This window comes from Ferrovibrio sp., assembly GCF_035304305.1.
Lineage (GTDB): Bacteria > Pseudomonadota > Alphaproteobacteria > Ferrovibrionales > Ferrovibrionaceae > Ferrovibrio.
The window spans coordinates 1-11,869 of record NZ_DATGQG010000092.1 but is presented as its reverse complement, the minus strand read 5'-3'; the positions used below and the strand labels follow the sequence as shown (position 1 = coordinate 11,869).

Annotated in this window: 13 protein-coding genes; 7 read left to right on the top strand and 6 right to left on the bottom strand. The window is 68.5% G+C overall.

The window, feature by feature from the left end; genetic code table 11:
* Positions 1 to 926: threonine--tRNA ligase (locus tag VKZ87_RS11140; protein WP_324221333.1), on the bottom strand; the 926-nt coding region annotated here is incomplete at its 3' end.
* Positions 927 to 1,094: 168 nt separating this feature from the next.
* Between VKZ87_RS11140 and VKZ87_RS11135 the strand changes: the two genes are divergently transcribed.
* The 3 genes from VKZ87_RS11135 to VKZ87_RS11125 all read left to right on the top strand — a co-directional run bounded on the left by VKZ87_RS11135 (position 1,095) and on the right by VKZ87_RS11125 (position 3,975).
* Positions 1,095 to 1,868 (top strand): aspartate/glutamate racemase family protein, encoded by a 774-nt coding sequence (locus VKZ87_RS11135; protein ID WP_324221332.1) that lies wholly within the window; start codon positions 1,095 to 1,097, stop codon positions 1,866 to 1,868.
* Positions 1,859 to 2,776: a LysR substrate-binding domain-containing protein gene (locus tag VKZ87_RS11130; protein ID WP_324221331.1), complete on the top strand. Its 918-nt coding sequence runs from the start codon at positions 1,859 to 1,861 to the stop codon at positions 2,774 to 2,776. The genes VKZ87_RS11135 and VKZ87_RS11130 overlap by 10 nt, the downstream gene beginning before the upstream one ends.
* A gap of 191 nt (positions 2,777 to 2,967) precedes the next feature.
* On the top strand, positions 2,968 to 3,975 hold the full coding sequence (locus tag VKZ87_RS11125) for an amino acid ABC transporter substrate-binding protein (protein ID WP_324221330.1): 1,008 nt from the start codon (positions 2,968 to 2,970) through the stop codon (positions 3,973 to 3,975).
* A 59-nt stretch (positions 3,976 to 4,034) separates the two neighbouring features.
* On the opposite strand, the gene VKZ87_RS11120 is transcribed toward VKZ87_RS11125, so the two are convergent.
* Entirely contained in the window at positions 4,035 to 5,174 is a 1,140-nt protein-coding gene (locus VKZ87_RS11120; RefSeq protein WP_324221329.1) for a glycosyltransferase family 4 protein, read from the bottom strand.
* Positions 5,175 to 5,355: 181 nt separating this feature from the next.
* Between VKZ87_RS11120 and VKZ87_RS11115 the strand changes: the two genes are divergently transcribed.
* Together VKZ87_RS11115 and VKZ87_RS11110 are read left to right on the top strand one after the other, a co-directional pair.
* Positions 5,356 to 6,108, top strand: coding sequence for an alpha/beta hydrolase (locus VKZ87_RS11115; protein ID WP_324221328.1), 753 nt, complete (start codon positions 5,356 to 5,358; stop codon positions 6,106 to 6,108).
* A complete protein-coding gene (locus VKZ87_RS11110; protein ID WP_324221327.1) occupies positions 6,105 to 6,626 on the top strand; it encodes a GNAT family N-acetyltransferase in 522 nt (173 codons plus the stop codon). Before VKZ87_RS11115 ends, VKZ87_RS11110 begins: the two co-directional genes overlap by 4 nt.
* On the opposite strand, the gene VKZ87_RS11105 is transcribed toward VKZ87_RS11110, so the two are convergent.
* Entirely contained in the window at positions 6,605 to 7,492 is an 888-nt protein-coding gene (locus VKZ87_RS11105) for an SDR family oxidoreductase (protein ID WP_324221326.1), read from the bottom strand. The two genes, VKZ87_RS11110 and VKZ87_RS11105, sit on opposite strands and share 22 nt — an antisense overlap.
* Before the next feature lie 59 nt (positions 7,493 to 7,551).
* On the opposite strand from VKZ87_RS11105, the gene VKZ87_RS11100 reads away from it, so the two are divergent.
* Positions 7,552 to 8,349: a hypothetical protein gene (locus VKZ87_RS11100; protein WP_324221325.1), complete on the top strand. Its 798-nt coding sequence runs from the start codon at positions 7,552 to 7,554 to the stop codon at positions 8,347 to 8,349.
* A gap of 58 nt (positions 8,350 to 8,407) precedes the next feature.
* Here VKZ87_RS11100 and queG read toward each other — a convergent pair whose 3' ends face one another.
* The 3 genes from queG to VKZ87_RS11085 all read right to left on the bottom strand — a co-directional run bounded on the left by queG (position 8,408) and on the right by VKZ87_RS11085 (position 10,605).
* Complete coding sequence (queG, locus tag VKZ87_RS11095; RefSeq protein WP_324221324.1) at positions 8,408 to 9,511, bottom strand: tRNA epoxyqueuosine(34) reductase QueG; 1,104 nt, start codon at positions 9,509 to 9,511, stop codon at positions 8,408 to 8,410.
* Positions 9,492 to 9,845, bottom strand: a complete 354-nt coding sequence (locus VKZ87_RS11090; protein ID WP_324221323.1) for a RidA family protein — start codon at positions 9,843 to 9,845, stop codon at positions 9,492 to 9,494. The genes queG and VKZ87_RS11090 overlap by 20 nt, the downstream gene beginning before the upstream one ends.
* Before the next feature lie 91 nt (positions 9,846 to 9,936).
* The gene (locus VKZ87_RS11085; protein ID WP_324221322.1) at positions 9,937 to 10,605 is read right to left on the bottom strand and encodes a glutathione S-transferase family protein; all 669 of its coding nucleotides are present in this window, start codon (positions 10,603 to 10,605) and stop codon (positions 9,937 to 9,939) included.
* A 114-nt stretch (positions 10,606 to 10,719) separates the two neighbouring features.
* Between VKZ87_RS11085 and VKZ87_RS11080 the strand changes: the two genes are divergently transcribed.
* Positions 10,720 to 11,358, top strand: a complete 639-nt coding sequence (locus tag VKZ87_RS11080) for a glutathione S-transferase family protein (RefSeq protein ID WP_324221321.1) — start codon at positions 10,720 to 10,722, stop codon at positions 11,356 to 11,358.
* The last annotated feature ends 511 nt before the right edge of the window (positions 11,359 to 11,869 follow it).

Genomic DNA, 11,869 nt, shown 5'->3' with positions numbered 1-11,869 from the left:
GTCTTCACTTCCTGGTAGCGCGCCTTCTCCAGCCGCTGGCGCATGTAGCGCTCCAGCGTCCGGTACAGCGTCCAGCCCTTGGGATGCCAGAAGACCATGCCGGCGGCTTCTTCCTGCTGGTGGAACAGGCCCATTTCGCGGCCGAGCCGGCGATGGTCGCGTTTCTCGGCCTCTTCCAGCCGCTTCAGATAGGCGTCGAGTTCCTTCTGGTCGCGCCAGGCGGTGGCGTAGATGCGCTGCAGCTGGCGGTTCTTGGCATCGCCGCGCCAGTAGGCGCCGGAGACCTTCATCAGCTTGAAGACCGGCGGCAGCTTGCCGGTGGAGGGCAGATGCGGACCGACACAGAGGTCCAGCCAGGAGTCGCCCTGGCGGTAGATCGAGATCGGCTCGCCGCGCTTGGCGATCTCGGCCACCCATTCGGCCTTATAGGTCTCGCCGATGGACTTGAAATATTCGACCGCCTGCTCGGGCGTCCATTCCTCGCGCCGGATCGGCAGGTCGCGCTTGACGATCTCGACCATGCGCTGCTCGATCTTCGCGAAATCCTCCGGCGTGAAGGGCTCGTCGCGCACGAAATCGTAGTAGAAGCCGTCCTCGGTGGCCGGGCCGAAAGTGATCTGCGTGCCGGGATAGAGTTCCTGCACCGCCTGGGCCATGACATGCGCGCCGTCATGGCGCAGCAGTTCCAGCACCTCGGCCTCGTTGCGGTCCTTCAGGGTGACGATCTCGATCCGCGCGTCGCGGGTGATCGGCGTGGCCAGATCCTTCAGCTCGCCGTCGAGGCGGATCGCCAGCGCCGCCCTGGCCAGGCCGGTGCCGATGGAGGCCGCCACATCCGCACCCGTGCTGCCCGCCGGATAAGTTCGCGTGCTGCCATCGGGCAGCGTGACGCGGATCTCGGCATTGGCAACGGCGGGACTGGACATGGGGAAAACCTCCAAGGGGGCGCAGCCTAGCTTTCCATCCCCCCCTGTCAAGGCGGCGGGGCGGATGGGTTCTATTCCGGTCCTGCATAGCCCCTGCCCGACTTGGCATTGGCGGAAATCCGGCCCCGCCGCCATGGTCCCGTCATGCCCGTCCGGACCTCCGCCGTCATGTCGAAACCGATGCAGGCCGCGCGGCCGCGGCTGGTCGGCATCCTCGGCGGGATGGGTCCGATGGCAACGGTCGATTTCCTGCGCAAGCTGGTCGAGATGACCCCCGCCGCCTGCGACCAGGAGCATGTGCCGGTCCTCGTCCATTCGGTGCCGCAGATCCCCGACCGCTCGAGCTGCATCGAGGGGCATGGCCCCTCGCCCCTGCCGGCCCTGCTGGCGGGGCTGCACCGGCTGACCGGCGCCGGCGCGGAGATCATCGCCATGCCCTGCAACACGGCGCATTACTGGTACGACCAGCTCCGCGGCAGCAGCGGCATCGAGGTCCTGCACATCGTCGATGCCGCCGCCGACGCGCTGGCGCGGTCCGGCGTGCCGGGCGGCCCGGTCGGCCTGCTGGCCACCACCGGCACCCTGCTTGCCGATATATACGGTCGGCGGCTGGCCGGCCGCGGCTACGACCTCCTCCTGCCCGGCCCGCGCCGGCAGGAGGAGCTGGTGATGGCCGGGATCCGCGCGGTGAAGGCCGGCCGCGTGCCGCAGGCGCGCCTGCTGCTGCAGTCGGCCGTGGCCGACCTGGCGGCAGCCGGCGCGAAGGCGGTCATCCTCGGCTGCACGGAAATCCCGCTTGCGCTCGATCGCACCGACCGGCGCGGCGAGGTGGTGCTGGTTGATGCCACCGCGGCGCTGGCGGAAGCCTGCATCGCGGCCAGCCTGCCCGACAGGCTGGTCCGGGCGGGCCAGGACATGCCAGGATGTCCGGCATGGAACTGAAATGGCTGGAAGACTTCATCAGTCTGGCGAATACGGGCAGCTTTTCCCGGTCGGCTGAGGAACGCAACGTCACCCAGCCCGCCTTCAGCCGGCGCATCAAGGCGCTGGAATTCTGGCTCGGCGCGCCGTTGGTCGACCGCAGCACCTATCCCACCGCACTGACGCCGGCCGGCCGCGCCTTCCGCGATGTCGCGGAAAGCATGCTGCGGCAGATCTATCAGGCGCGCGACGAACTGCGGCAGGCCGAGCACCAGGCGCGCAGCACCATCCGCTTCGCCGCCCTGCACACGCTGTCGCTCACCTTCTTTCCGGCCTGGCTGCGCCGGATTAGCGAGGAGCTCGGCCAGCTCAACACCAGCATGGTGGCCGACAACATGCACGACTGCATGCAGGCGCTGGTGACCGGCAGCTGCGACTTCCTGCTGACCTATGCCCATCCGGGCGTGCCGCTGCTGCTCGATCCGCGGCGCTATCCTTTCGTCGTGCTGGCGGAGGACAGCATCCTGCCGGTCTGCGCGCCGGGGGCCGAGCGCAAGCCGCTCTACCCCCTTCCCGGCAGCCTGCGCGCGCCGCTGCCCTATCTGGCCTACTCGCCCGACACCTTCCTCGGCCGCATCGTCGAGCTGGCGATCGCCGCCAGGAGGACCGCGCCGCATTTCGTCCCGATCTACGAGAATTCCATGGCCGAGGCGCTGAAGGCGATGGCGCTGGAAGGCCAGGGCGTGGCCTGGCTGCCGGCGAGCTCGATCCGGCGCGAACTGAAGAGCGGCGCCCTCGTGCGGGCCGGCGACGAAAGCTGGAGCCGGGGCATGGAGGTGCGGCTGTACCGCACCGGCGATCTCGGGCGGCCGAAGATGGAGGAGGTCTGGTCGCTGGTCTGCCGCCAGGCCGGCCAGCGGGACGACTGAGCATTCCCGCCCTGCCGAAAAAACCGGCAGCAGGACTGCGGCGCAGGCGGCATTTCCGGCCTATGCCGATTCGGCATAACCCATCGCTGATTGGCATTGGCAGGGCCTCCGGCGCCTCGCTAGAGTGAGATGCGAACAGGGCAATCCGAACGGGGGACAACATGCGGATGACTGCGGGTCTACGGATAACGATGGCGGCCGCTGGCCTGCTGACTGCGGCGACACTGGCGCTGCCGGCCATGGCCGGCCCCACGCTCGACGCGGTCCGCGCCAAGGGCTTCATCCAGTGCGGCGTGAATACCGGCGTCGCCGGCTTCAGCGCGCCGGACAAGCAGGGCAACTGGAGCGGCATCGACGTCGACCTCTGCCGCGGCATTGCCGCCGCCGTCTTCGGCGATTCCACCAGGATCAGGTACACGCCGACCACCGCGCAGCAGCGCTTCGTCGCCCTGCAGTCGGGCGAGATCGACGTGCTGACCCGCAACGCGACCCAGACGCTGATGCGCGACGTGTCGCTCGGCCTGCGCGAGGCGGGCGTCAACTTCTATGACGGCCAGGGCTTCATCGTGAACAAGAAGCTCGGCGTGAAGTCGGCCAGGGAGCTGAGCGGCTCGACCATCTGCGTGCAGCCGGGCACCACGACCGAGCTCAACCTGTCCGACTATTTCCGCAAGAACAACATGACCTTCCGCACCGTGGTGATCGAGAAGGTGGAAGAGAACATCGCCGCCTTCGCGTCCGGCCGCTGCGACGTCTACACCACCGATGCCTCGCAGCTCGCCGCGATCCGCGCCACCGCGCTGCCCAATCCGGACGACTACGTCATCCTGCCGGAGCGCATCTCGAAGGAGCCGCTCGGCCCGATGGTGCGCCAGGGCGACGAGCAGTGGTACCAGATCGTCAAGTGGGTGCTGATGGCGATGAAGGAAGCCGAGGAGCTCGGCATCACGCAGCAGAACGTGGACGAGATGCTGAAAAGCGAGGATCCGGCGATCAAGCGCTTCCTCGGCGTCACGCCCGGCTTCGGCAAGGGCATCGGCCTCGACGAGAAATGGGCCTACAACGTGATCAAGCAGATCGGCAATTACGGCGAGAGCTTCGAACGCAATGTCGGCCAGGGCAGCCCGATCAAGCTGGACCGCGGACTCAACGACCTGTGGACCCGCGGCGGCCTGATGTACGCCATTCCCTTCCGGTAAGACGATCCGGCTTCGGTCGTGACGGAGATGCCCGGGCCTGCGCCCGGGCATTTTTCGTTTCAGCCGCGCTGCGGAAACAGCAGGTCGGTATAGACCTTCAGATAACCATCGGTCATGCCGTCCACGGTGAAGCGCCGCTGCACATGGGCGCGGGCAAGGGCGGCGATCTGCAGGCGGCGCTGCGGCGTCAGCGCCAGCGCGGCTTCCAGCGCCTCCGCCAGCTTTTCGGCATCACCCGGCGGCACCAGCCAGCCGGTGTCGCCGGGCAGCACGGTCTCGCGCGCGCCGCCGTGGTCGGTGGCGATCACCGGCTTGCCCATGGCCTGCGCCTCCACGGCGATGCGGCCGAAGCCTTCCGGCTCGATGCTGGCCGAGACCACCACGTCGGCCAGCATGTAGGCCGCCGGCATGTCCTTCGCACCGCCGGGCAGTCGTACCGAGGTCTTCAGGTCGTACCGGGCGATCAGCTCTTCCAGCTCCGCCTGGTAGGCGTTGCGGCCCTGGTTGTCGCCCAGCAGCACGGCGGTGAAGTCCTGGCGGCCGCGCCGGCGCGCCAGGATGTCCAGCGCCCGCAGCAGCACGGCATGACCCTTCCAGCGCGTCAGCCGGCCGGGCAGCAGGATCACCGGCAGGCCGTCCACCAGCCGCCATTCCTTCGCCAGTTTGGCGATGCGGTCGGGATAGACGCGCGAGGGATCGAACCAGTTGAGGTCGGTGCCGCGGGGAATGACGGTGATCAGGCTTTCCGGCACGCCGAAGCGGCGATGGGCATGCTCGGCGACGAAGTTCGAGATCGCCACGACATGGTCGGCGCGCGCCATCGGCCCGGCCCAGAAGCGCTTGAACCAGTTATGCGCCTTGTAGGCATTGTGGAAGGTGGTGACGAAAGGCACATGGCAGCGCCGCGCCGCCGCCCGCGCCGACCAGGCCGGCGCGCGCGAGCGCACATGGACCAGATCCACCGGCAGGGTGCGGATCAGCTCCTCCAGTTTCTCGACATTGCGCCAGATCTGCAGCGGGTTCTTGGACGCCATCGGCAGGGTGACATGCACCGCGCCGGCGCGTTCGAGCTCGCGCACCATGGGCCCGCCGGCCGAGGCGACATAGGCCTTCCAGCCGGCGCGGACCAGTGCCTTGGCGGTATCCACCGTGCCGCGCTCCACCCCGCCGGTGACCAGCGCCGGCAGGACCTGCAGCACGGCCGGCGGTCGTCCGGGTGCCTGATCCCCGGGCGCTTGATCATGGTCGGCGGCTGGACGCCCGCCGGATGTGTTGGTCATATGGGTTGCCGCCTGCGGCCATGCGGAAAATGATTCGCGCAATCATAAAGCTGCCGCCGGGCCGCGGCAAACCGCCGCCCGGCATCCGAGGAGGGTTTCCGTGTCCGATATCCAGTATCTCACCCGCCCCGACGGCCACCGCATCGCCTACTGCACTACCCCCGGCGCGACTCCGGGCGTGCTGTTCTGCGGCGGCTTCAAGTCGGACATGACCGGCACCAAGGCGTTGGCGCTGGAGGCGGCGGCGAAGGCCCGCGGCACCGCCTTCACCCGCTTCGACTATTTCGGCCATGGCCAGTCCGACGGCGCTTTCATCGAGGGTACGATCGGGCGCTGGAAGGAAGACACGCTCGCCGTCCTGGAAGGCGTCTGCCAGGGGCCGCAGATCATCGTCGGCTCCAGCATGGGCGGCTGGCTGGCGACCCTCGCCGCCCTGGCGCGGCCGGAGAAGACCGCCGGCCTGGTGCTGATCGCGCCGGCGCTGGACTTCACCGAGGACCTGATGTGGGCGCAGATGACCGAGGAACAGCGCGCGGTGCTGCTGCGCGACGGCGTGCTGCGCGAGCCGTCGGAGTATTCCGACCAGCCCTATGAATACAGCCTGAAGCTGATCACCGAGGGACGCGAGCATTGCATCCTCGGCCCGGGCATCGTCTTCGACCGGCCGGTGCGCATCCTGCAGGGCATGCGCGATCCGGACGTGCCCTGGCAGCATGCGGTGAAGACGGTGGAAGCCTTCCGCGGCGACGACACGCGGCTGACGCTTCTGCGCGACGGCGACCACCGCCTGTCGCGGCCGCAGGATATCGAGCTGCTGATCGAGACGGTGTGGAGCCTGATCGGGCGGAAATGACCGCGATCGACACAGCGCGCCTGCATCTGCGGCCGCCGCGATCCGACGATGCGGCGGCGCTGGCCGCGCTGATGACCGAGGATGTCAGTTCCTGGATGGCCAGCTGGCCCCATCCGTGCAGCGAAGACATGGCACGACAGCGCATCGCCGACGCGGAGGCCGCCATGCGCGAGGGCCGCGGTGCGTTCTGCGTGATGACGCAGCGCGACGGCACCGTCATGGGCTGGCTCGGCATCCTGCTGAGCCGCGAGACGCCGCGCACCGGCAGCCTCACCTACTGGCTGGGCAATGCCTTCCACCGCCGCGGCTATATCGGCGAGGCCCTGCCGCCCTTCCTGCAGGCCGCGACGGCGGCGCTGCGGCTCGATCGCCTGGAGGCGGGCGCGCAGCCCGACAATGCGGCCTCCATCGCCGTGCTGAGGCGGATCGGCATGACCTTCGTCGAGGAGCGGATGGATTTCGTCCCTGCCCGCAACCGCGAGGAGCCGACCGCCTTCTACGCCCTGTCCTGCAGCTGAGCCGCGAGCGGCGCCGCCATGGCGCGCAGGCCTTCGCGGTAGGTCGGGTATTTCAGCGTCACGCCGAGCTCGCGCTTGATGCGGTCGTTGCGCACCCGGCGGTTGTCGGCATAGAAGCTCGCCGCCATCGGCGTCAGCTTCGCGGCATCGAAGGGCTCTTCCGGCGGCGGCGCCATGCCGAGCAGCTTCGCCGCATAGGCGACGACATCCTGCGGCGGCGCCGGCTCGTCATCGGCGACGTTGTAGATCGCGCCGGGATCGGGCCTGGCTATCGAGGCCTGCAGAACCTGCGCGATGTCCTCGACATGGATGCGGCAGAAGACCTGGCCGGGCTTGACCAGCCGCTTCGCCGTGCCGCGACGCAAGGACTCCAGCTGGCTGCGTCCCGGACCGTAGATGCCGGCAAGCCGGAAGACATGCACCGGCACGCTATGCTCGCGCCACAGCGCGAGCCAGGCGGCCTCGGCCTCGGCGCGGCGCTTGCTGCGCGCCTGGCTGGGACGCAGGTCGCTCGACTCGTCCACCCAGTCGCCGCCGCGGTCGCCGTAGACGCCCGTGGTGGAGAGATAGCCGAGCCATTTCAGGTGCTGCAGCTTGGCGATGTCTGCGGCATGCCAGCGCAGCACCGGATCGGTGTCGTCGTCGGCCGGGACCGAGATCAGCAGATGCGTCGCCGGCGCCATCACCGAGGCATCGGCCAGCGGCGCCGTGCCGTCGAAGAGATGCAGATCGTAATCCTGCGCCGCGAGATCGGCGGCCTTGTTCATCTCGCGCGTGGTGCCGACCACGCCCCAGCCCTTCGCCTTCAGCTTCGCGGCCAGCACCTGTGCGCTGTATCCCAGTCCGAAACAGAACAACGTGCTCATCGCTTGCCTTTGTCGCTTCCCGGCGGCGCCCTGCTTCCGACCCATGCCTTGCTTTTGACATGGCGCGCCATCACTCTCCGTCCATGCTCTGCAACAGAATAGCGCTCTCCGGTCTCATCGCCAGCATCGCGCTGGTTGCATCCGCCGTCGCCGCACAGCCCTCCGCCTCGCCGACGCTGGAGGATGTCGCCTACCAGGACTGCCTGAGCCTGGCGCGCCGCCAGCCGGAGGACGGCTTCGCCCATGCGCAGACCTGGTCGGAGACCGGCGGCGGCCTGCCGGCCGCCCATTGCGCCGCGCTGGCGCTGATCGAGCTGAAGCATTACGCCGATGCCGCGGCCAGGCTGGAAGCGCTGCTGCCGCTGGCGCAGAAGCAGGTGCCGCACTTAAGCGTGCAGCTGCTCGACCAGGCCGCCAATGCCTGGCTGCTGGCCGACCAGCCGCAGCGCGCGAAAGCGCTGCTCGACATCGCGCTCCAGGCATCGCCCGACCAAGCCGACCTGCTGATCGACCGCGCCCTGGCATCGGCGGCCCTGCAGGACCATTCGGCGGCGGCCGCCGATCTCAGCCGCGCGCTGACGCTGGATCCGACGCGGGCCGAGGCCTATGCGCTGCGCGCCTCGGCGCGGCGGCATCTGAAGGATTTCGGCGGCGCCATGGAGGATGCCGAAACCGCGCTGGCGATCGAGCCGCGCCTGCCCGAGGGCCTGCTGGAACGCGGCATCCTGCGCGCGCAGACGGGCGACCGCAGCGGCGCCCGCGCCGACCTCATCCAGCTGCGCATGATCGCCCCCGACTCGCCCGCAGCCGAGACGGCCGGCAGGGTCATCGAGCAGATGGACGTGAGGGCGGAGTAGAAAAGAAGACGTGGATGCCCGGAACAGGTCCGGACATGACAGCAGAGCGGGTCTTTTCTTACGTGTCATGGCCGGACCTGTCCCGGCCATCCGCGTTTCTGTTCAGCGTCTCCAGCGCCAGCGCCGCCTGGGCGCGGACGACTTCCGATGAATCATTGCACAGAGTCTGAAGCGCCGGCGCGGCTTCGGGCATGCCGCTGTTGCCGAGCGCGATGCAGACATTGCGGATGAAGCGGTCGCGGCCGATGCGCTTCACGGCATTGGTGCCGAACAGCGCACGGAAGGACGCATCGTCGAGCCGCGCCAACTCCAGCAGGGCCGGCGCGTCGAGCTCGGGCCGCGCATGGAAGGTGATCTCGCGCGACAGCGAGGCGAACTTGTTCCACGGGCAGATCGCCAGGCAGTCGTCGCAGCCATAGATGCGGTTGCCCATGGCTTCCGCAAGCTCGGGCGCGATCACGCCGCCATATTCGATGGTGAGGTAGGAGATGCAGCGCCGCGCATCGAGCTGGTAGGGCGCGGGAAAGGCGCGCGTGGGGCAGATCTCGAGGCAGGCCGAGCAGGAGCCGCAATGGTCGGCCTCCGGTTCGTCGGCGGGAAGCTCCAGCGTGGTGAGGATCGCGCCGAGGAACAGCCAGGAGCCGTAGTCGCGCGACACCAGGTTGGTATGCTTGCCCTGCCAGCCGATGCCGGCCGCGGCCGAGAGCGGCTTTTCCATCAGCGGCGCGGTATCGACGAAGACCTTTACGTCATTGCCCCATTCGCGGTGCATCCAGCCGGCGAGGCTTTTCAGCTTCTTCTTCACCACCAGGTGATAGTCGCGGCCCTGGGCATAGACCGAGATCGCGGCGCGGTCGCGCTGCGCCAGCACGTCGAGCGGGTTCTTCGCCGGGCCGTAATTGAGGCCCAGCGCGATGATGCTTTTCGCTTCCGGCCAGAGCGCATTGGGATGGCGGCGGCGCTCGGCCTTCTCTTCCAGCCAGCGCATTTCGCCATGGCGGCCCAACGCCATGAATTCATCGAGACGCGCCGCCAGCTCGGGGCCGATGCGGTCGGCCCGCGTGATGCCGACCGCGTCGAAGCCCTCCTCGGCCGCGCGTTCCCTGATGCGCGCCGCTGTCTGCTGCTCAGTCCGCCTGATCTCAGTCGGGAAGAGCGGCAATGCAGGCGATCTCCACCTTGTATTCCGGCGCGGCGAGTTTTGCCTCGGTGGTGGCGCGGGCGGGCGTGTTGCCCTTGGCCACCCAGGCATCCCAGGCCCTGTTCATGTCGGCGAAGGTGGCGATGTCGGCGAGCCAGACATTGGCCGAGAGGATCCGCGTCTTGTCGGTGCCGGCCGCCGCCAGCAGCTTGTCGATCTGGGCGAGGATCTGCTCGGTCTGGCCGGTGACGTCGGCCTTCGGATCGGCCGCGACCTGGCCGGCGAGGTAGACCGTCTTGCCGTGGATCACGGCCTGGCTCATGCGGGGACCGACATCGATGCGGCGGATGGACATGGGAAATGCTCCTTGTTGGTGGTCTGGTCTTTGTCATTCCCGCGAAGCGGGGATCCGGCACGCCTGCGCCTGGCCGGGGTGACGGTTGAAGTCAGAAATCCAGGTCCGCGTAATGCTTCGGCGGCGGCAGGCCGGGGATGTGGTCGGCGAGCAGCGGGCGGAAGCTGGGCCGCGACTTGACCCGCGCATACCAGTCCTTGGCGCCGGGGTAATCCTCCCAGGGAATGTCGCCGAGATAGTCGATGCAGCTCAGATGCGCCGCGGCGGTGATGTCGGCGAGACTGAAATCGTCGCCGGCCAGCCAGTTCCGCCGCTCGGTCAGCCAGGTGATGTAGTCGAGATGGATCTTCAGGTTGGAATGGGCGATGCGGATCACCGCGGATTCCGGATGGCCCTGGGCGAGGAAGCGCTTCATCACCTTCTCGAAGACCAGCGGCTCGCTCACCTCGCGGCTGAATTTGTTGTCCCACCAGGCGACCAGCCGGCGCGTCTCGGCCCGGCCCGGCGGATCGAAGCCGAGCAGCATCTTGTTGGGATAGACCTCGTCGAGGTATTCGCAGATGGCCTGGCTGTCGGCCAGCACGCGGCCGTCATGCTCGACCAGCACGGGCCCCTCGCCGGTCGGGTCCATGGCGAGGAATTCCGGCCGCCGCTCCCAGACCTTCTCGACCTCGAGGTCGAATTCCAGGCCCTTTTCTTTCAGCAGGATGCGGACCTTGCGGGAAAACGGCGAGAGCCAGAGATGGTACAACTTGCGCATGGCGCGCGAGTCTAGTCGTATTTGCGCAGGTTAAAAAGTTTCAGGCCCGGTTCCGGCCCGATTTCGGATGCCGGATCGGATGCCGGATCGGATGACGGGAGCAGCGGAAGGATCATGCTGAAAATCTGGGGCCGCGCCTCGTCGGTCAACGTGCAGAAGGTGCTCTGGGCGGCCGAGGAGCTGGGCCTGGCTTACGAGCGCATCGATCTCGGCGGGCCGTTCGGCGGCACCGACGATCCCGCCTACCGGGCGAAGAACCCGAACGGCCTGGTGCCGACCATCGAGGATGATGGCCCGGATGGCGGGACGGTCGTGCTCTGGGAGAGCAACGCGATCGTCCGCTACCTCGCCGCGCGGTATGGGTCAGGCTCCCTCTGGCCGGAGGACCCGGCTGCGCGGGCCCTGTCCGACCGCTGGATGGACTGGGCGCTGACCGTGCTCGGCCCCGACATGCGCACGCTGTTCTGGGGCTTCGTGCGCGACCCGGTGCATGCCGATGTGGGCGCCATGCTGCGGGCGGCCGATGCCGCGGCCCGGGCCTGGAGCCTGCTGGACGCCCATCTCGCCGCGACCGGGCAGGATTTCATCGCCGGCGACGCGCTCACCATCGGCGACATTCCGGCCGGCTGCTTCCTGCAGCGCTGGCTGAGCTTCCCGCTCGACCGGCCCGACCTGCCCCGGCTGGCCGCCTGGCACGAGCGGCTGGCGCAACGGCCGGGCTACCGCCGGCATGTCATGGTGCGGATGGAGTAGCCGGAGGCAGGCCCGGGGACGGAGCCGCCCCGGCTTTCGTCCGGGTCGGCCGGAGCCGCTGCGGCCCGCTGGAGTCCGCTACGGCCCGCTACAGTCCACTGCGGTCCATTCGGGTCCACTGGAGTCCGCTGCGGCCCGCTGGAACCCGCTGGAGCCCGTTCCGGTCCGCCGGGCCCCTGCGGAGATCGCCGGCCACTCAAGGCTGAATCGCGTCAAAACCCGGCCGCGAAGCCCCAGAACAGGGTGATTTCGCCCGTCATTGGTCCTCTCGCATACTTGTGTATGCACAGCCTTGTCGCATCTTCACGATGTCCAACCCGACAGGGCCGTTGGCCCTTGCTCGCACGGAACAAACATAGTACATCCGGCCGGGAAAGCCAAGTCCGTTTTTCGCCATGCCCGACAGCCGCCGCGAAGAGCAGCCCCGCCCTTCCCCGCTTCGCGCGGGCACCTTTGGCGACCTGACCATTCTGCGAGGATTGCAGGGCCGTGGCGGATTCCGCCAGCGGTA